General features: G+C 66.2%; 17 protein-coding genes. All 17 read right to left on the reverse strand.

Translation table 11 applies throughout. The features are described 5' to 3' along the window. Window positions 1–14: 14 nt before the first annotated feature. Window positions 15–716, reverse strand: coding sequence for a type 1 glutamine amidotransferase (locus EB835_RS06245; protein WP_135808599.1), 702 nt, complete (start codon window positions 714–716; stop codon window positions 15–17). Beyond that, window positions 713–1,900 carry a dipeptidase gene (locus EB835_RS06250; RefSeq protein ID WP_135808600.1) on the reverse strand — a complete coding sequence of 396 codons (1,188 nt, stop codon included), beginning with the start codon at window positions 1,898–1,900 and terminating at the stop codon, window positions 713–715. Before EB835_RS06250 ends, EB835_RS06245 begins: the two co-directional genes overlap by 4 nt. A 193-nt stretch (window positions 1,901–2,093) precedes the next feature. Then, entirely contained in the window at window positions 2,094–3,251 is a 1,158-nt protein-coding gene (locus EB835_RS06255) for a DUF819 family protein (RefSeq protein ID WP_135808674.1), read from the reverse strand. A 136-nt stretch (window positions 3,252–3,387) separates the two neighbouring features. Continuing rightward, complete coding sequence (locus EB835_RS06260; protein ID WP_135808601.1) at window positions 3,388–3,696, reverse strand: DUF3870 domain-containing protein; 309 nt, start codon at window positions 3,694–3,696, stop codon at window positions 3,388–3,390. Window positions 3,697–3,827: 131 nt separating this feature from the next. Beyond that, window positions 3,828–4,658, reverse strand: coding sequence for a serine hydrolase (locus EB835_RS06265; protein ID WP_240688582.1), 831 nt, complete (start codon window positions 4,656–4,658; stop codon window positions 3,828–3,830). Between the two features lie 65 nt (window positions 4,659–4,723). Next, window positions 4,724–5,872 carry a S66 peptidase family protein gene (locus tag EB835_RS06270; protein ID WP_240688583.1) on the reverse strand — a complete coding sequence of 383 codons (1,149 nt, stop codon included), beginning with the start codon at window positions 5,870–5,872 and terminating at the stop codon, window positions 4,724–4,726. Window positions 5,873–5,993: 121 nt separating this feature from the next. Next, the gene (locus tag EB835_RS06275) at window positions 5,994–7,649 is read right to left on the reverse strand and encodes an ATP-binding cassette domain-containing protein (RefSeq protein WP_135808603.1); all 1,656 of its coding nucleotides are present in this window, start codon (window positions 7,647–7,649) and stop codon (window positions 5,994–5,996) included. Next, complete coding sequence (locus EB835_RS06280; RefSeq protein WP_240688584.1) at window positions 7,649–8,647, reverse strand: ABC transporter permease; 999 nt, start codon at window positions 8,645–8,647, stop codon at window positions 7,649–7,651. The genes EB835_RS06275 and EB835_RS06280 overlap by 1 nt, the downstream gene beginning before the upstream one ends. Then, window positions 8,647–9,807, reverse strand: a complete 1,161-nt coding sequence (locus tag EB835_RS06285; protein ID WP_205749876.1) for an ABC transporter permease — start codon at window positions 9,805–9,807, stop codon at window positions 8,647–8,649. The genes EB835_RS06280 and EB835_RS06285 overlap by 1 nt, the downstream gene beginning before the upstream one ends. An 83-nt stretch (window positions 9,808–9,890) precedes the next feature. Continuing rightward, a complete protein-coding gene (locus tag EB835_RS06290; RefSeq protein WP_135808604.1) occupies window positions 9,891–11,711 on the reverse strand; it encodes an ABC transporter substrate-binding protein in 1,821 nt (606 codons plus the stop codon). A 183-nt stretch (window positions 11,712–11,894) separates the two neighbouring features. After that, window positions 11,895–13,313, reverse strand: coding sequence for a type III PLP-dependent enzyme domain-containing protein (locus EB835_RS06295; RefSeq protein WP_135808605.1), 1,419 nt, complete (start codon window positions 13,311–13,313; stop codon window positions 11,895–11,897). Window positions 13,314–13,411: 98 nt separating this feature from the next. Then, window positions 13,412–15,337 carry a PucR family transcriptional regulator gene (locus EB835_RS06300; protein ID WP_135808606.1) on the reverse strand — a complete coding sequence of 642 codons (1,926 nt, stop codon included), beginning with the start codon at window positions 15,335–15,337 and terminating at the stop codon, window positions 13,412–13,414. Window positions 15,338–15,532: 195 nt separating this feature from the next. Then, window positions 15,533–16,213: a response regulator transcription factor gene (locus EB835_RS06305; RefSeq protein ID WP_135808607.1), complete on the reverse strand. Its 681-nt coding sequence runs from the start codon at window positions 16,211–16,213 to the stop codon at window positions 15,533–15,535. After that, entirely contained in the window at window positions 16,210–17,691 is a 1,482-nt protein-coding gene (locus tag EB835_RS06310) for a sensor histidine kinase (RefSeq protein WP_135808608.1), read from the reverse strand. The genes EB835_RS06305 and EB835_RS06310 overlap by 4 nt, the downstream gene beginning before the upstream one ends. Before the next feature lie 260 nt (window positions 17,692–17,951). Continuing rightward, the gene (locus EB835_RS06315; RefSeq protein WP_135808609.1) at window positions 17,952–18,608 is read right to left on the reverse strand and encodes an NAD(P)-dependent oxidoreductase; all 657 of its coding nucleotides are present in this window, start codon (window positions 18,606–18,608) and stop codon (window positions 17,952–17,954) included. After that, entirely contained in the window at window positions 18,605–19,432 is an 828-nt protein-coding gene (locus EB835_RS06320) for an SGNH/GDSL hydrolase family protein (RefSeq protein WP_135808610.1), read from the reverse strand. The genes EB835_RS06315 and EB835_RS06320 overlap by 4 nt, the downstream gene beginning before the upstream one ends. Then, window positions 19,429–20,124, reverse strand: coding sequence for a hypothetical protein (locus EB835_RS06325; protein ID WP_135808611.1), 696 nt, complete (start codon window positions 20,122–20,124; stop codon window positions 19,429–19,431). The genes EB835_RS06320 and EB835_RS06325 overlap by 4 nt, the downstream gene beginning before the upstream one ends. Between the last annotated feature and the right edge of the window lie 100 nt (window positions 20,125–20,224).

Below are 20,224 nucleotides of genomic sequence, written 5' to 3' on the forward strand. Positions count from 1 at the left end.
CTCAGACACAGGCTTCAGTCTCGGACCACTGTGAGAAACGCCGAGAACAGAGCCTTCGAGTCGCGTTCGCTCTCGGGCCCGAGCTCCTTCGCTTCTTCCAACAGGGTATCTTTATCGAACCCCAATGTCTGCAGTCTCTCCGCGTCCCAGCGCTCGATGTTCGCCCGCGTCGATTCCGGGTGGAACTGCGTCCCCCACGCCCGGCCGACGCGAAACGCCTGGAATTCGCAGGCCTCGCTCGTGGCCAGCAGAGTCGCCTCCTCAGGCAGGGCGACGATGCGGTCGACGTGGCTTTCGACGAACGACGTCCGCGCTCGGATCGCTGAGAACACGGGGTCCGCGACCGCCTCGTCGGTGGTGTCGATCATGGTGTACCCCTTCTCCGGGGCACCGGTCTGAGCCCGCACATCACCGCCGATGACGTGGGCGATGAGCTGCCCGCCGAGGCAGATCCCGAACTGCGGCAGATCCGTCTCCAGCGCACGGCGGACGAGATCGGCCTCATCGGCCAGCCACGGCGCACGCTCGGTCTCATCGGGCATGTACCCGCCGCCGAGCATGATCAGCCCGTCATAGGCATCGAGCTCAGCCGGCCGCGGCAGCGGTGAGACCCCGCCGATGCGCAGATCGAATTCGACGTCTTCACTGATCATCCACCGTGTCAGCAGCCCCGGTTGGGAGTCGACGTCATTGACGATGACGAGCAGTCGCGTCATGATTCCACCCCCGCCGAGGCGGCCGGACCGTCGTCCGGGGAAGCGGAGTTGCCCGCGGCTCCTCCGTCGTCCCCCGCCGAGGCGGCCGGACGAATGCCCGCGGACGGTGCGTCGTCCGCGGAGCCGAGGAACGCCGTGTACGCCTCCTCGTGCGCGTCGAGGACGCGCATCGCGTTGTCGAAGCCGAGATTGCGCAGGTCGGTCTGCGACCATCCGCGCGAAGCGAGCTCCGCGAACAGGTTCGGGTATTGGCCGGCGTCGCCGAGTCCGGTCGGCAGCTCATCGACTCCGCAGATGTCGCCGCCGAGGCCGATGTGGTCGATGCCGATCCTCTCGCGCACGTAATCGCAGTGGTCGGCGACCTGGGCAACGGTCACCTCGGGGGCGGTTCCCTGCTCTCCGGCGTCGACCCATTCGCGGCGGGCGTTCGAGACGAACGAAGGCACGAAGGTCATCATCGCCACTCCCCCGTTGCCGGGCACGCGGTCGAGGACGTCGTCGGGGATATTGCGCGGGTGCGGGTTGAGCCCGTAAGCGCAGGAGTGGGTGAAGAGCACCGGCAGGGTCGACTGGTCGAGGGACTGGTGCATGACGGTGGGTGCGACATGGGAGAGGTCGAGGATCATGCCGATCCGGTTCATCTCCGCCACGACCTCGCGGCCGAATTCGCTCAGTCCACCGTGGACCGGTTCGTCGGTGGCCGAGTCGGCCCAGGAATGCGTCGTCGACCAGGTCAGCGTCATGTATCTGGCTCCGGCGCGAGCGTAGGAGCGCAGCACGGGCAGGGACTCGTCGATCTGCTGTCCGCCTTCGACGCCCATGAGGGAGGCGACCTTGCCGGCGGCGCGGGCGGCGCGGACATCGGCGGCGGTGCGAGCGAAGGCGAGGCGTTCGGGATAGGCGGTGACGAAGCGCTGAACCGCGTCGATCTGCTCCCAGGTGGCCTTGATCGCGTCCGTGCCGGTGATCGAGGAATGGACGTAGACGGACCAATACTGAGCTGCGACATGTCCCGCGGCCAGCTGGTCCATGGTGGTGAACGGAGAGACGCTCGGGTCGTTGAGCCCCTCCACGCTGTAGTCGCGTTCCTCGCGGAGATACCAGGCGAGGTCGTTGTGCCCGTCGAACACGTCGACGGCAGCGTGTGCGGATGCGGGTGCGGATTGTGCAGCGGGTGCGGTCATGGTCGGGTCCTTCCGGTCGGGCGAGCGTGGTCAGGGCAGGTGCGGTCCGTGCATGTGTGGACGGGGCAGGTGCGGTCGGGGCGGGTATGGACGGGCCGGTTCGACATGGTCGGGGCGACGCGGGGCGCGCACGGATCGGCGCGTCCGCGATGGGGAGGTCGGCCTCCTCGGCGAGGGTGTGTCGGTCCGCTCATCATGCCAGCCCGGACAGGATCTGTGCCGACCACAGGCCCAGGAACGTGCCGAGGAACGTTCCCATCAGCGCGAACAGCACACCGACGGGCACGAGCTGCCGGTTGAAGGCACCCGCGACGACCGGCGCCGAGGCGATGCCGCCGATGTTCGCGGTGCTGGCCACGGCGATGCTGAAGAGTTCGGTGCGGGTGAGCTTCGCGTAGATGAGCATGATGGCGATGTGGACGACCAGGACGATGATTCCGGCCACCAGGTACAGCGGTGCTTCGGCCAGAGATGTGAAGTCCGAGCCGGAGGCGATGATGCCGATGATGAGGTAGAGCAGGATCGAGGCGAGCTCATTGGATCCGGCGGTCTTGCCGAAGCGAGTCGAGCCGATGACGAGGCCGAGGATGCTGACGATGAGGATCGTCCACGCGGTGCTGTCGATGACCGCACCGACCTCGGGCAGCAGCTCTCCGATGCGCGTGGCCAACGCGGAGGCGAGCAGTGCGAATCCGATGAGACCGAAGATCGACGGCAGCGTCATCGGCCTCTCCTCCTCAGCGTCGACCCTATTCGTGAAGTCGAGCTTCGACATATCGGCCTTCGTCCACTTGTCGAACGAGTCGGAGACCGTGACGGAGGAGAAGATGAGCAGCAGCCAGAACGAGTAGAGCACCGTGTCGACGATGAGGACGTAGCCGAAAACGTTCTCAGGCGCCTGGAGGACTTCCTGCACCGCGACCATGTTCGCCGATCCGCCCGTCCAGGAGGCGTTGAGCGCGCCGAGGGCCTTCCACGCTTCGGGGTCGAGGCTGGAGTGCAGGATCAGATAGCTGATGATGAAGCCTACGATGATGCTCGCCGCGGTCACGGCGAAGGTCAGCAGCAGCTTCGGCCCGAGCTTGATGATCTGCCGGATATCGCATTTGAACAGCATGAGCAGGATCATCGCGGGCAGCAGCGCCATGCGCAGTGTCTCGCCGACGTCGTCGATGTCCCCGCCCGCGTGGTCGAAGACGCCGATGGTGTTGAGCAGCGCGGCCACGATATAGAGGATGACGAAGCCGGGCACATACTTGAACAGCTTGAAACGCCCGCTCCGGTCCGCGACGACGAGCGCTGCGGAGATCGCCAGAAGCAGGCTGATGAATAGATAACCGTCCGTGATCACAAACGACACTTCCTCATTGAATTCGTCCACCCCGACAGCGGCACCATTGGCGGTACCGAGGATGGAGCAATGTGCAGTTGTCGATCGGATCCGGTCCGGTGAGGGGCCGGGCAATCGCGGTGGTCGGACGCGCTACTTAAGCAGCAACCTCGCGGTACTTCTTCGCGGCGTTGTTCACCGCTGTGATCAGAGCCTTCTGCGAGGAGCCGTGGTAGCGGCGCTGGATGCGCTCTATCAGTCGACCGGGGTCCGTGATGTCGGCATCGACGAACAGGCTCCGAATGAAGTTTCGGGTCAGAGCCAACGTCGCCGTGCAGTCCACATCGAGGATGCGGTGGGTGTCCGGTTCGATCTCGAAAGCCACATAGAACAGACCGAACTGGCTGGTGATCGGGTTGTTCGACGGAGCCTTCGCTTCGCCTGTGAGGTAGATCGTTTCGGACATCGCCCACCAGACTACCCCACGGTCCTCTGCGCCGCGGGTGGTTGAAGGGGCGTCGGACAGCGATCATTCTCGCTCGACCGGAGACGAAGGTCGCAGGCCGAAAGACGATGCCCCGTCGACGGCAGCCACGATCATAGGAATCGGTGGATCGCGTCGCCGGCTCGCCGCATGACCGGCATGACGTCGACGACACGGTCGGTGCCCGGCTCCCAGTTCGCGAACACCGCATAGGCGACACGCCGCGTCGGCGTCATGACGATCCCGGCATCGGCCCTGATCGTCCCGTTCGTGCCGGTCTTGTTCCACACCCACACATCGCGCTGGTAGTTGTAATGTGCGAGCGGGTCCAGATCGAACGCCGAGGCGACCATCGAGGTGTCCGCGCCGGCTCCCAACCAGCGCCGGAAGATCTCATTCGTCGACTCGTCCCAGAACTCGTCCCTGGCATGCCGGGCCATGAAGTCACTGATCTCGGCGGCCGTGCCCGTCGACAGGGTCCGCGGCGCTTTCGCCGGTCGCGGCCAGCGCAGGAAGTCGTGCAGACCCGAGTTCCGGTACCCGAGCTGCTCCACCTGACCGGCGACATTCGCCAAACCGACCCGGCGGATGAGCACGTTCGTGGCGAAGTTGTCGCTGAACGCACCGATGAGCAGCGCAACGTCGAAGATGCTCAGCTCGTCCTGCTCCATGAGGTACCAGATCCCGGATTCGTCGACTCTCTCCGACGGCCGACGGTGCAGACGTTCCTCCAGGTCAAGTGTGCCGTCTTTATACATCTGCAAGGCGGTGTGGAGCAGGAGCACCTTGCCCATGCTGGCGGTGTCGAGTTCGTCGTTCTCGTTGTGGGCGAAGACCCGTTCCCCGCTGTCGACGTCGAAGGCCAAGGCGCTGAAGCGCACCCCGGGCAGTCCGTCGAATTTCAGTTCACTCATCATCGTTCCTGTCAGTCTCGTATCAGTCATGTCTGCTCATCCGCGAAGCGTTCATCGCCCCATCGTGCCTGGCTGTCCGCAGAACGTCCGCCCCGTCATGCCTGCTCCTCCGCGCGATCCACCGTCAGTCGCGGCTGCTCGCCGGGCTCAGCGTCGAGGGTGACGCCGACGCCGAGCGGGGCGCTCGGAGCATCGGGATCGTGGCCGAATCCCATCTCCGACACGATCGGAATCCCCATACCGCCGAGGTAGTCGATCATCAGCGCCTCCACCTCGTGGACGGGAGCGCAGTCCTCCCACGAACCGAGCACCACCGCATCCGCCGAGGTGAACCACCCGCCGCGGACCAGCTGCACCATGAGATTGTCGAGCCGGTACAGCTCCTCGTCGACGTCCTCAAGCAGAAGGATGCTCGGACCGCGCCGCTCACGCCGCTCCCGCACGTCGCTGAGCTCAGGACTGCCCATCCCGGCGGCGATGAGGCTGAGATTTCCTCCGCCGAGGCGGCCCCTCGCCGTCCCCGGAACCAGAGTCTGCGCCCGGCTGAGCGGACGAGAGGGCACAGCGGTCTCTACCGCAGCACGGTCTTGGGTGGTCAAAATGGTCTCGCCACCGGCGGTTTTCTGCGACCATTCTGACCACCCAAGCGACGACCCGGCAGCTTCCGGCTCCGCCGCCGTCTCACCGCCCACGCCGACAGAGTCCGCGGGGAAGCCGAGTTCGCGGCCGCCCCAGGGGTGAAACAGCCAGGAGGCCACCTCGTCGGGGACCACCACCGAGTTCTTGAACGGGTCGTTGCCGACCATCGGGCAGAACAGGGTCGCCACCCCGAGGTGGTGCTCCCAAGACTGGTGGAGTGCGGTGATGTCCGAGGAACCGGTGAGCAGTTTGGGGCGGCCGTCTCGCCGCCACATGTGTCGGTGCATGAGTTCGAAGTCGATGCCGTCGAGCAGTCGCATCGCCCCGAATCCTCCACGCAGCACGATCACTGCATCCGTGTCCGGATCGCACCAGGCGTCGACGAGGTCGGTGCGTCGCTGCTCGTCGGTGCCGGCCAGATACTTCACTCGCGGGTGACGAGCACGAATGTTCTCACCTGGGGTGACGCGCAGTCCCCAGGATTCGAGCTGAGCGATCGCGCGCTGCAGCGATTCCTCGTCGGTGGGTCCCGACGGTGCGATCAGCCGAACGGTGTCGCCTGCGGCCAGGGGCGCGGTGCTCAGATAGGGGCTCGGCTCACTCACACCAGCGAACGCAGTCGCGGCCGTGCGATCAGCCTCGGTTGTGCGACCAGCCCCAGCCGTGCCACCAGACCCAGCCGTACGACCGACCCCGGCCGTGCGATCGATCTCATGCAACTCCGACTCACTCATTCCTCACCAGACTCTGACTTCCCAGTCGGGGAACCGCGGCGAGCAGCTCCTGTGTGTATTCGTGCTGCGGATCGGACAGCACCCTGTCGACCTCACCGTATTCGACGATCTCCCCGCTTTTCATCACGGCCACCGTATCCGCGATGTTCCACGCCAGTCCCAAGTCGTGGGTGATGATGAGAGCACTCATTCCGAGGTTCTTCTTCAGCGCGAGGAACAGCGACAGGATCTCTCCGCGCACGGACGCATCCAACGACGCCACGGGTTCATCGGCGATGAGCACCTGCGGGTCCAGAGCCAGGGCTCCGGCGATGACGACGCGCTGCCGCTGTCCGCCCGAGAGCTCCTGCGGAATCGATTCGAGATAGTCCTCGGCCGGAGTGAGCTCGGCGGCCTCGAGTGCGCCGACGACCCGCTCGTACTCGCGGTCCCTGATCCCCTGCACCCGCAGGCCTTCGACCACGGCTTCGTACACGCTCCGCTTGGGATTGAGCGAGCCGGCCGGGTCCTGCAGAATCATCTGCACCTGCCGCCGGAACGTCCGCAGCGCCTTCGCCTTCCGTGGCAGCGGCTTGCCCGCGAACGAGCGCTGCGAGCCCTCCTCCACTTCCTGCAGACCGAGCAGCGACCGCGCCAGAGTCGTCTTCCCGGAGCCGGACTGGCCGACGACGGCGAGGATCTCCGCCTTCCGCAGCACAAGGTCCACTCCGCGCACCGCCCGTTCGCGGCCTCGCCGGGTGTCGAAGGAGACGCTGAGATCCTTCGCTTCGAGGACCACCTCATCGGTCATGGTGAACGGTTCGGCCCGGGCCACCTCGGCGGGTCTCTGGGTCTTCGGACGCAGCCGGGATTCGGGGTCCCCGATCTGCGGAAACGCTCCGGCGAGCTGCTTCGTGTAGTCCTCCCGCGGAGCCAGGCACACCTCGTCGCTGGGCCCGAATTCGACGAGGCGGCCATCGCGCATGATGGCGAGATCCGCGCAGACGGCCGAGAGCACGGCGAGGTCGTGGCTGATCATCAGCAGGGAGATCCCGCGTTCGGCGACGAGGCGGGCCAGGCCGGTCAGGATCTGCTTCTGCACGATGACGTCAAGCGCCGTGGTCGGTTCGTCGGCGATGATGATATCCGGTTCGCAGGCGAGCGCCATGGCGATCATGATCCGCTGCTTCTGCCCGCCGGAGAGCTCGTGGGGATACGCACTCGACTTCGCCGCTTCGAGGTTGACCTCGGCGAGGAGTTCGAACATCCGGTCCTGACGCTTCTGCGGAGTCGTCCACGTGCCCTTCGAGTGGTGTTCGAGGGCTTCGATGATCTGCTGCCCGACCTCGCGGACGGGGTTGAGCGAGTGCAGGGCGCCTTGGAAGACGATCGAGGCCTGAGCCCACCGGACCGCGCGGATCTGGCCGAAGCTCAGCTCCCGGACGTCCTGCCCGCCGAGGAGGACCCGCCCGTCCAGCCGGGCCGACTTCGGCAGCAGGCGCAGAGCCGACATGATCAGGGTCGACTTCCCCGAGCCGGACTCCCCTGCGATGCCCAGAGTGGCGCCGGCGGGCAGGTCGAGGCTGACATTTTCGACGGCGACGACATCGCCGCGAGTCGAAGAGGATCGGTAGGTGATCGAGACGTCCTCGAACTGAAGATCAGTCATCAGCGGCTCCTCAGGGCAGGGTTGATGATGGCCTCGAATGCGCGCCCGACCATCGTGAACGCGAGCACGACCAGCAGGATCGCGATACCCGGGGTGAGTACGTACCACCAGTAGCCGGAGGTCGCCGCCGAGACATCCATCGAGTTCTTCAGGATCGTGCCCCACGATTCCTTGGACGTATCGCCGAGGCCGAGGAACGACAGCGTGGATTCGGCGATGATCGCCCCGCCCACGGTCAGCGTCGTGTTCGCGAGCACGAGCGGCATCACGGCCGGCAGCAGGTGCCGGAAGAGGATATGCCGATGACCGGCACCGAGGATGCGCGCCCTTTCGATGTAGAGCCGAGACTCGACGCTCAAGGTCTGCGAGCGCACGATCCGTGCGGTCGACGCCCACGAGGTCAGCCCGATGGCGACGACGATCGTGAAGACTCCACGCTCGAGGACGGAGGACAGGACGATCGCCAGCAGCAGGGAGGGCAGGACGATGAAGAAGTCGATGAGGCGCATGATGATGCCGCCGAACAGTCCCGTGAAGTGGCCGGCCGCCAGGCCCATGATCGTACCGATGACCATGGACATGACGGTGGCGGCGACGCCGACGAGGATGGATACGCGGGCTCCCCAGAGGATGCGCACCCACATCTCCCGCCCCAGGTCATCGGTGCCCAATGGGTGGTCGAGGCTCGGCGGAGCGTAGCGGGGGACGTCGAGCTGCTTCGTGACGTCGAGCATCGTGGCCGGGGCGATGAGCGGGGCGGCGACTGCGATGACGACGAAGAAGAGGAGCACGACGGCACCGATGAGCGCGGGAACGTCGGAGCGGAAGAGCGCCCAGTTCTTCTTCGCGTTGTTCAGTCGGCGTTCGCGCACGAGTTTCGCGCCGTCGACGGCAGGGTTCGCACCACGCGGAGCCGCACCGCGCGGGCCCGAGCCGCGCGGGCCCGGTCCGTTCGACGGGGAGCCCGGGCCTGCCTCTGCGGGGGTGTCTGCACTCATCAGGCCCTCCTGACGCGGGGATCGAGGAATCGGTAGACGATGTCGGCGGCGAGATTCATGACGATGATGATCGCCGAGAACACGACGAAGGTGCCCTGCAGCAGGGGCAGATCGGGGCCGCGGATGGCTTCGAAGGTGAGTTTGCCCAGCCCCGGCCAGGAGAACACGGCTTCGACGGTGACCGCGCCGGCGATGAGTCCGCCGATGTGGAGGAAGACGACGGTGACGGTCGGCAGAAGCGCATTGGGTACGGCGTGCTTGCGGCGGACCTCATCCTCGGTGAGCCCCTTCGCACGGGCGGTCGTGAGGTAGTCCTCGTTCATCTCCTCGAGCAGGGAGGCGCGCATGATCATGAGGAACTGCGCGTAGACGACGGCGACGAGCGAGACGACGGGGAGGATGAGGTGTGTGATCACGTCGATGATCCCGGCGAACGACCACGGGTCGAGGCCGGGGGTGATCATGCCGCCGGTGGGCAGCCACTGCAGGGTGCCGCCGAAGATCATGAGCAGGATGAGGCCGAGCCAGAACGTCGGCACGGACCAGAAGATCAGCGAGGTCGAGGACGCGAGTTTGTCGAACAGCGAATTGCGCCGCCAGGCCGAGATCTGCCCGAGCCACAGCCCTAAGACGATGGCGATGACGGCCGCGGTGCCGGTAAGCAGCAGGGTCGGGCCGAGGTATTCGCCGATGAGCGCGGACACGGATTTCCGGTACACGTAGGACTCGCCGAGGTCGCCGGTGACGATGCCCACGAGGTAGTCCCAGAACTGGACGATGACGGGTTTGTCGAGCCCGTACTGGCTTCGCAGCTCGGCGATCTGCGCCGGCGACATCGGGCGTTCCTTCGCGATCTTGAGCACGGGATCGCCGGGCAGCATGCGGAAAGCGAAGAATCCGAGCACGATGACGAGGATCATCGAGGTCGCGGCCCCGCCGAGCTTGCGCAGGAAGTAGCGAGCGAACGATCCGCCGGCCGGTGGTTCGTCCGCATCGACGGCGCCGGGGGCATCGGCAGAATCCCTCGCCGAGGCGGGGCCCTGGCCTGCGGGATCCGAACCCGGGGAGGTCGGGTCAGCGGGATCTGTGCCCGGGTTCGCCGAACCTGTTCCCGGCGTACGGCGATCCTCGGGATGGGGATCGTGGGTGGGTGTGCTCACTGTGGTGCTCCAGGTGGTGGGGACAGGCCCGTGGGCCCGGGTGCCGCAGGTGGTGCGCGACACCCGGACTGTGGGTGTGGGGACTATTCGCGGTCGTCGGACTTCTTGCGGCGGCTGAGCAGCCAGCCGCCTCCGCCGAGGACGACGATGACCGCGGCCGCGATGCCGATCCAGCCGCCGGCTCCCATTCCACCGCCGGTGGCTTCCTCATCGCTGACGGGTTCGACCGAGGAGTAGCCCCAGTAGCCGACCTGGTTGGCGATGGCGCCGCCGTCGGTGGGCTGTTTGGTGAAGTTCTCGAACCGGTCGGAGCGGAAGGCCTCGAGCTGGTTCGGGTACCACAGCGTCACCGAGGGGGCTTCCTCGTAGTGGATGGCCAGGGCCTGCTGCACGAGGTCCTGCCGCTTGGCCTGATCGAGTTCGACGTGCTGAGCCTGATAGAGCTTGTCGTATTCCTCGTTGCACCAGCCGTCCTGGGTGGTGCCGCCGTTGCCTTCGGCGTCGGGGCGCTGACCGCAGGTGTTGATGCTCAGCTGGTAGTCCGGATCGGGGTTGATCGACCAGCCGGAGAAGTACATGTCATAGTCGCCCTTCGTAGTGCGCTCGGACTCGGTGTCGGCGTCGGTCGACTCGTTCTTCAGGTCGATGCCGATGTCCTTCATCCATGGTTTCAGGAACTTCGCGGTGCTCTGTTCGGTCGGAATGTCGGCGTCGGTGAGGAAGCGCAGCTGCAGCTTCTCGCCGTCCTTCTCCCGGATGCCGTCGGAGCCTTCCTTCCAGCCGGCGTCGTCGAGGAGCTTCTTCGCTTCGTCGACGTCGAAACCGCTGATGACCGGGTCGTCGGGGTTCAGTGCCCAGTTCGGGTAGACGGCGGGGATGAAGCTCGTGGCCGGCTGGGCATAGTCCTGCATGACCTGCTTGCGCAGAGTCTCGGTGTCGATGCCGGCGCGGATCGCCTGGCGGACCTTCTTGTCCTCCAGGGCTTCGTGACCGGTGCCGAATTCCTTGCCCTCGGCGTCGGCGACTCCCGGGTTGATGGAGATGCCGTTGAAGCGGCGGCCGTGGCCGTCGTTGAGTTCGACGTCGTCAGCCCCCTCGAGCGCCGTGAACTGGTCGGGGGTGAGCCCGGTGATGAAGTCGACTTCACCGGAGCGGATCGCCTGCACCTGTGCGTCGGAGTTCGTGTAGTAGCGGTACTGGATCTCGTCGAGCTTCGGCTTGCCGCGCCAGAAGTTCGGGTTCGCCTTGAGCGTGATCGATTTGTTCGCTTCGTAGCTCTCGAGCTGGAAGGGCCCCGAACCGACGGACTTCTCGTCGTTCTTGAATTCGCCCGGCTTGTCGACCTCCGACCACACGTGTTCGGGCACGACGGGGATCTCTTGGCCGGGGTTGTTCGCCTGCGGCTTCTTGAGGGTGATCTTGACGGTGCCGTCGTCGGGGGCCTCGACCTTGTCGAAGTTCTCGACGAGGCTGCCGTTGGCCACCGCCATCTCTTCCTTCTCCATCATCTGGTTGTAGGTCCAGGCGACGTCATCGGCCGTGAGCGGTTCGCCATCGGACCATTTCATGTCCGGGCGGATCGTGTAGGTCCAGACCTTGCCTTCGGAGTCCGTGTTCCATTCGGTCGCGAGTCCCTCGGTGACCGAACCGTCCTCGGCGTCGTTGGCCACGAGGTTCTCGTACATGTAGCGGAAGGTGTTCGTCGGTACGAGGTAGAAGGAGGTGAACGGGTTGAAGGAGTCGATGAATCCGTCAGTGGCGATCCGCAGCACGTTCTCGGACGCCGGGGCCTCCGAGGTGGCGGCCTGCGCCGGTGAGGCGGCCATTGATCCGGCCAGGGCCAGTGCTGCGACTCCGGCCAGGCACCGTTGCCAGCCTCTGCGCATTGAGTGTGAAGTCAACATCTTTGTCTTTCTTCTCGTGCGGTGATTCACTTGTCCTCCCCTGATCCCGGCGAATCTGGGTGTTCGCCCGGGTCAGGACAGATGTGTTCCTCATCACTCTACGTTCGAAGTGACGTGATTTCGGCACAACAACACACAAATCTGCCTGCCCGGCACTGTGCAGATCTCACAGGTGCCGCGCAATCAGCTGCTCTGCGCCATGGGTGTGACTGCGGCCTTTCGGTCGCTTTGACCCAGCGGGCGCAGTTCGGTCTCCCCCGCCTCGGCGAGGACTTCGACGATCGTCTGCCCGCGACGGATGAGGAAGAACTGCGCATCGCCGTCGTCGGCTGCGGTGCGGTATCCGAAGATGGGCACGCGCGGGAGCAGGTTGTAGGAGAACGGGTTCGAGAAGTAATAGGCGCCGGTCTCGGGAACGGCCACGATGTCGCCCGCATCGAGGCGCGGCAGCAGCTGATCCCGCGCCAGAAGGTCTCCGGAGAAGCAGGCGGGGCCGGCGACATCGGTCGGGACGATCTCGGTGTCGGCCGCCTCGGCGATCTTGGGGTTCCCTTCCGGGGTGAACGGCAGGATCCGCAGCGGCCAGTCGTTCGGGGCATAGGCGGTGCGGGTGGCGACCTGGACGCCGGCGTGGGTCATCGCGATGCGGCGCCCGCCGGTGGTCTTCGCGTATTCGACGCGGGTGAGGACGGTGCCGGCCTTGGCGAGGAGCGCGCGGCCGAATTCGGTGACGATGTCGAAGTCGAACAGGCCCGGCACCTGCGCCTCGAGCACGGCGCGGTAGTCGGCGAAGGTCGGGGTGATGTCCTCGCCGTCGAAGTTCACCGACAGTCCCCCGCCGATGTCGATGCGTGTGATCTGTCGGACCGAGGCGTGGGCGTTGATCTCCTCGGCGAGGTCGACGGCGGCGCGGACTCCGACGGCGGCCTTCTCCAGGCTGATGCCCTGAGAGCCCGAGTGGACGTGGATCTGCCCCAGCCAAGGGCGGGCGAGATAGGCCTCGATGAGGACCTCCCGGGCACCGGGGTCGGCCAGTCCGACACCGAATTTCGAGGTCTCGGTCGCGGTGCTCAGTGCCCCGATCGCCCCCGTGCCCGACTGTGGGTTGATGCGGATTCCGATCCTCGCCGAGGCGGCTGTGCCGTTCCGATCGTCAAACAGCGTGTCGAGGCGGGCGAGTTCGTCGAAGTTGTCGACGTTGATCGAGACGCCGAGGTCGACGGCCCGGCGCAGTTCGGCCCAAGTCTTGGCCGGGGAGTCGAAGACGATGCGGTCGGGGGTGAACCCGGCCGAGAGGGCGAGTTCGAGTTCGCCGGGGCTGGCGACCTCGCAGCCGGCACCTGCCTCGGCGAACCGGCGCAGCAGCGACGGCAGCGGCACGGCCTTGCACGCCACCGCGTGGAGCACGTCCTTATCAAACGCGAAGGCCGAGGTCAGCCGGTCGAAGGCGGTGTCGACCCAGTCGAGGTCCATGAGCCCGAGCACGGGCACCTCCTCGGTCAGCGCGGGGACGGCGGAGTGGACAGGCGAAGCGCTGTTCTCGGCGATCGTTCGGATTGCTCGCGCGCGACGGTTCGGAATCGCATGGTGGTGGCTGGGCATAACGTCCTTTGTTCGAGATCTGTTGTCACTTTAGGACGGCTGACCTCGGAGAACGGACAATATTCAGCCAATCTTCATGGGGGCTGGTTGTAGGTTTCTCACGACCGGTCGTGAACGAGGACCGAGAGTTCGAGCCAGAGCCGATCGGCCGGTTCTGCCGTCGAGAGGCCGGTGATCTCCTCGATGCGACCGAGTCGGTGTCGCAGCGAGTTCGTATGCACATGCAGACGGCGGGATGCCTCGGCTGAGTTGCCGACCGTGGCGAAGTAGACGCGCAGGGTCTCGAGCAGGCTGCCGTTGTGCGCTCTGTCGTGAGCGGCCAGCGCCAGTGCCGGGCCCAGCACTCCGGCCTCGGAGGGGACCCGCTCGTCCGCGGGAGTCCGCCCGTCTGTGGACACTCGCGTGTCCGCGGGCACTCGTCCGCCGCCCTGCGCGGGGCCTCCACCGGTCGCAGGCGGGTCTGCGGCCAGCAGCGCATCGGCGACCTGCAGACCGACGACCTTTGCGGCGACGTCACGGGTGGTCGCGCCGACGATCCGGCCGTGGGTGTCCAGGGTTCCGTCCGGGTCCGAACCCGGACGTGTCTCGTCGCCCAAGCGTCGACCGTCGTCCGTGCCGCTTCGCACGGCATCGACGACATACGCGGCCTCCGTCCACGACCGGTGCACGGCATCGAGCCGATCGACCGGAGTGCCGACTCCGAAGCACAGAGTCTCCGTCTTCGGCAGAGACCTCCGCAGAGCAGCGATCACGTGTGCGCGCACCTGCTCACCGCTCATCGGCTCGCTCATCTGCACCAGCGCCGCGAGGTGCCTCCGCTCACCGGCTCCCCCTCCGCGCGCACCGGCACCGGCACGTCCCGAACCGACTCCGGGCGCACCGGCTCGTCCCGAACCGACTCCGGGCGAACGGACGTCTGCCGAACCGGCACGCGCGGAACTCACGTGCGCGAGCACGGCATCGGCGAAGGCGGCCCGCAGGTGGAACCGCAGAACGGGCTCTCGGTCGGGGGCCACCTCGGTGAAGGCGAGGACACAGAAGCTGCCGGAGAACGGCAGGGACAACAGAGTCGCCGACGGCCCGAGGTCGGCCGAACCGGCGAGGATCGCACCGAGCGCCTCCCGCCGGATGCGCTTCTCGAACGGGGATCGACGCAGGGTCCGCAGCATCACGGGCAGGGCCGCACGGGCGGCGTCACGCAGCACCTCCCGCAGCGGTTCGGCGTCGACCTCGGCCGGGTAGGCCGCCCAGATCGTGCCGATGAGCTCGCCCTCGCTGCGCAGAGCGATGACCGACCGGGCCGGTGACGTGCCTTCGGCGGGCCGCTCGACGACGTCGGTCGAGCGGCGGATCGTGTCGAGGAACCCGGATTCCTCGAGCTCGGCGATCCGCCAATCGGGGATGGCCCCGGACAGGATCGTCTCGCGTCGGATCTCATCGAGCTCGTCGCCGAGGTTGGCGTGGGCGAGCACGCGGGAGGCCGGGTCTTCGATCGTGATGGACGCACCCGTGGTTTCGGCGATGACGGCGGCCAGAGCGCTGAGATCGTCGACATCGGGCCAGGCCAGCGCGCTCGTCGCGCCCTCGGTGAGCTGTCGCAGATGGACGAGGATCTCCGACCACGTGACATGCGGCGAACGTTCGAGGAGGACCGGTGTCCTTCCCGCCTGGCCGGGGCGGCTGCCGGCACCACCGACCGCATCTTCGCCGAGGTGGTCGTGCGCTCCGGGGCCGAGCACCAGTGCAGCCGCCCCCAGGTGTTCGTCGATGACTGCGTCGAGATCGCTGGGACTGCGCACCGCCTCGGCGATGAGGATGACCGTGCCGTCGAGAACTCGCGACTGAGAGCGTGTGCCGGAGGCTGTGGTCGCCTCCGTGCCGGTGACACCCGCAGGGGCGGGAAGGTCGAAGTCGAATTCGACGCGGATGACCTCGGCATCGTCGTCGACTTCGGTCAGCGGCAGGAGGAATCCCTCGGTGCCCCTGATGAGTCGAGACAGTCGCAAGATCGCGTCATCGGTCATGGTCACACTGTAGCCAACGACGGCACAGGCATCACGAGTGCTACCTGCAGGCTGCTGAGTCAGGCGGTCAGACGCAGGCTGATTCCGGCGGCGTCGGCCACGCGGCGACTCCGGGGCGCAGGGTCACTGCGGGTCGGCCGGTCACTGCGGGTCGGCCGGTCACTGCGGGTCGGCCGGTCACTGCGGGTCGCACGGTCACTCCGGCGAATAGTACTTGAACTGCAGGGACCGAACCACGAGTTGAGCGAGATTCTTCGCCTGCAGCTTGATCCGCAGATTCCGTGCGTGGGACTTCACAGTGTGGACTGTGAGGAACTCCGCCGCGGCGATCTCCTCATAGTCAGACCCGCGGCAGAGGTGCGCCAAGAGCTGCAGCTCCCGTTCGGTCAGCTGCGGTGCCTCCCGCGGTGCTTCGGGAATGGTGTCACCGCTGATGACGATGTCCTCGGCCAAGGTCCGCAGCAGTCCGGGCGAATCTCCCTGTAAGGCGGCACGGACCACAGAGGTGAGTTCCTCATCGCCGGCTGTCTTGTTGACCACGGCGAGTGCACCGGCCTCCAGACCGCGGGCGATGCCCGGCCCCGGTGAGACGGTGGTCAGGAGCAGGACGCGTGCCTCGGGATCGATGTCCATGATCGCCTTCGTCGCATCCACTCCGCTCATACCGGGTGGCATATTCACGTCCATGAGCACGATGTCCGGGCGCTTCGCCGCATAGGCCTCCACCGCGTCTTCCCCGCAGTGGACGGGGTCGAGGACGTGGAATTCGTCGGTGTCTCTGAGCACCGCGGTCACAGCACGGGTCGTCCACGAATCATCGTCGACGACGAGCACGGATGGCGCGGTTTCCCCCGCGGAAGGAGTCTCTTCTGTCATGCCTCGATCCGGTTCTCCCGCCGCGCGGAGCGCTCGGATTCGGGCAGTTCGGAACCACCGGATGCCGCGGCCGCTCCAGCCGACTTCCGTGTGTCGTCGGTATTCGCCGAGGCACCTGCGCGGTGAGCGTCCGACGTGTCCTGGTGCATCGGGTCGTCGTGGCTGCAGAGCACATCGATCTCGTCGGCGCCGCCCTCGCCGCCGGCGGCGCCGCCCTCGCCGCCGGCGGCAGCGCCCCGCTGAGCGCCGCCCTCAGTGTGCTGCCCAGGACCGCGTGCAGGCGATGTGCCGTCGTCGGTTCCCGCGGTGACGTATCGGACGGGCAGAACCACCTCGACGATCACTCGATGTCCCTCATCGGCAATCACGCGACAGGCTCCGCCGACTCTTCGGGCCCTGCGGCTCAGCGAGCGGGGAGTCTCGGACAGTTCCGTCTCGGTTTCGTTCGTGCTGCGGCAGACGAGTTCGGTCCTGCCGTCTGAGTTCCGTCGCATCTCGACGTCGAGAGCGGCGGGGGCCCCTGGGGTCGAATAGCGGATGACATTGGTCGCGAGTTCGAGCAGGATGGCTCTGTAGTGCTGGCCGAGGGCGGCCGAAGCGTACGTCGGCAGTTCGGTTACATGAGTCGACAGGCGAATCGAACCGGCGGCGCATCCGCTTTCGAGCATCGCGGCCAGCTGCCTCATCTCCGTGTGCAGACGGATTCGCTGCCCCTGTGTCTCTCCCGAGCTCAGGCTGCTGACGAGGTGCCGCAGGCGCTTCGTCGCTTCCGCGTTGACGAGGGAGAGCTCGGCGAGCAGGCGCTCCGATTCCGGCGATCCGGTCGTCCGGGCCATTGTCCTGATGATCGCGGTCTCGGTCGCCAGCGAGTTCGAGAGGGTGTCGTGCATATCACTGGTGAACCGCGCACGCATCGACTCGACATCCTGCTGGTGTTCCACGGCGGCACGTTCACGCCGGGTGATCTCGCGTCGGATCCTCGCCTCGACGAGGCCGGCGGCGAGTCCGAGCAGCGAGTAGGTCAGCCAGCCGAAGCCCAGGTCGATGAATCCGGCGAGGCCGCCGTCGTAGGCGCCGAGCTCGGTGCAGGTCGCCAGGTAGGCCGCCAACCCGAGCGTGGCGATCACAGCTGCTGTCCACCGTCGATGGCTGAGCAGCACTGCCGCGGCGAAGATGAGCACCTCGGGGAACATGTTCTCGAGGTCGGGATAGGACATCACGAATATCATGCTCAGCCCGGTCGACAGGAGCCCGGCGACCAGTGGCATGAATGGAGCGAGGAAGAAGAGTGCGTAGGCGACGATGATGAGCATCACGTAACGGGGTTCGTCGATCTCGAACGATCCCGGGATCAGCACGGTCAGTCCCATGATGAGAGCGAGGAGCCGGATCGGCAGATCCACGAAGCGCGGTCCGCGAATGAGGCTCATCCCCCGGACTGAGGTGCTTGCTGAACCCTCGTCGCTCACTGAAGTCATGGAATCCATTGTGCAACACCGGAGGCCGGCTCCGCCGAGGCAGTCGAATTCTCGGGCAGTCACACCTCAGGCAGGTGGCGCCCGGACTGCCGATCCCAAACGACCGAATCTCATACTTACGTGCGATGTGCCGACGATCCTGAACCGGTAGCGTCAACGGTGGTTCCGGTGGCAGCGGAACCGCCCCTCGGTCGACCCGAACAGACATCCCCATGAAGACGGTGAACCTCGTTGCCAGTCCACCACGTCGGCAGCGAGATTCACCGATTCCTCTTGTCGCCCCGTGATATCTCGACGATGTCTTTCCACGTCGATGGATCATCGACGGCGGCGAGCATGTAGTGAGCAAGGTCGGTTCTGGGAATGGAACTCATATTCGCCAGATGGCTGCCGCTCGATGTCCGGTAGTCACCGCCGCCCGTTTCGTCCGTGAGCATGGGTGGCCGCACGACAGTCCAACGGGCGTCTGTGTCACGAAGTGCATCCTCCATTCGTCTCATGTCGGCGTAGCCGTGCCGATACAGCCTCTGGATGATCAGCCTGGTGACGAGCTTCTGCGGCAACGGAGTGTCGGGCGGGATATCGAGACCGGCCGATGACAGGCAGATCAGTCGGCGGTGCGGATCGGTCCCCATGGCGGCCAGCACGTTGAGCGTGCCTTGGGAGTAGACCGTCGTGGGATGGTGCCTGTCCGTGCTGCCGAGGCAGGACAGCACTACAGCGTGTTCGGCCGCGACGGCCTGCCACGGCCCGGGTTCGAGGACATCCCCTTCGACGACTTCCACGGTCTCTTCGGCAGGAACCCGGACATCCGCCGGGCTGCGGGCGATGACGGTGACATCGTGTCCGGCGGCCAGCGCCTGGTCGAGCAGGGCGGCTCCTGTGCCGCCGGTCGCTCCGAGGACGAGCAGCTTCATCTGCCCTCCTCGACGAGTGATTCGACCACCTCGGCGGCCAAGGCGCCCTGCATCTGGGCGCTGGGGTGCAAGCCGTCGTCGGCGAGAGCACCCGGAGCGTCGGCAGAAGAGGCGGCCGAACCGTCGATGACCATGTCGGTGCCCGTCGGCAGCTTCCGGGCCATTTCGTTCAGATCGTGGTTGGTCCAGCTGATTCCGGAACCGGCGAAGAAGGGGAACCGGGCGATGCGCTCCTCGTCGACCCGTGTCGGAGTCAGCCAGACCCACTCTGCCTCGCCTCTCGTGAGAGCTCGAGCGCGCAGCTCGGTGAGATTGCGCTTCGTCTCCTCCGGACTGACGAGGAGGGGTCCCGAGGGAGCGTCGAACCGCTGGCAGTCATTGGACCCGAGCATGCAGAACAGCCAGTCGGGCTCGTGGCGTCTGATGCTCGGTAGCATCGACAGCGCCTGGGTGGTGGTGGCACCGGAGACGGCGAGGTTGGTGAATCGAAGTCGAAGGTCCGGTCGGTGGGATTCGACGAGAGTGCGCAGGATCTCGAACCAGGAGAGCCGATCGGCTGTCGTGCTCTCACCGATGGCGACCAAGTGTACGCCTTCCGAGAAGGGCAGATTCTGCAGATGGGATCCGATCACGGGCGAGGTCGCAAGCCGCGCCGCGACTTCCTTTCGCTGTCGGTCGAGATCCTCGACGACGAGGGTGTATTGAGTCTCCTCGCCCCCGAAGACTCCCGCCAGGGTTCGGGCGTCGAGTGACTGCGCGAACGGCAGGGAGTTCTCCAAGCGTTGGAAGCGGACGAGTTTGTCGAGCACAGCGGTGGACATCATGATTCCTTTCGGTGGTGCGTGGGACGTCGCCTGGGCAGAAGGAAGGCAGCGGTCACGATCCAGGCCAGTGCGAGGAAGCGGGCGATGGGCAGGAGGATGGACAGTTGAGGGACCGCGATGGAAAGAATTGCGATCATGGCGAGCCCGGCGGTGACGAGACCGGCCCATGCATGCCACCGAGGCAGCAGCTGCGCGAGCAGGCCGGGCACGGCGATGCCGGCGATGAGCAGCCCGAGAGGAGCAATGAACCCCGGCCCGCCCGTGATGAACGCGAGATCATGGACGAGTCGGATGATCTCTGGGTGGTCGAGGACCTCGGGTCGGGTGAGCGTCCAGGTCAGAAGCGCCGAGAGTGCCATTGCCGACGATGCGAGGACACCGCCGAGAAGCCCGATGGTGGGCCCGGGCACACGCACGCCGAGGTGGTTGAGTCGGACCGAGGCGACAGCCGCGAAGATTCCCAGCGGCAGTGATGCGGCGAACTGGAGCAACGCGGTGACAAGCACGGGATTCGGGTGCGTGCGGAAGTACTCCACGATCGGTTCCGCATCGGAGTACGGAGAGGGGAAAGTGGCTCCGGAAGCGAGGATGATCGGCAGGATCAGGGCGGCCATCATGAGTCCGACCGCCGCGACGGCGATGGGTGGCAGAGGTGGCCCCGAGGTGCGGGCAGGTGTGCGATTGGCGGCCATGGGGCCTTTCCTCCTGTGAAGCTGGGCTGTGTACCGGTGATCCGCGGAGCACGGTCATCCACTCTGATGACAGCAGCGAATTTCCAGTAATCGATGTGAA

Origin of the sequence: Brevibacterium sp. S22 (assembly GCF_004745485.1) — a bacterium.
Lineage (GTDB): Bacteria > Actinomycetota > Actinomycetes > Actinomycetales > Brevibacteriaceae > Brevibacterium.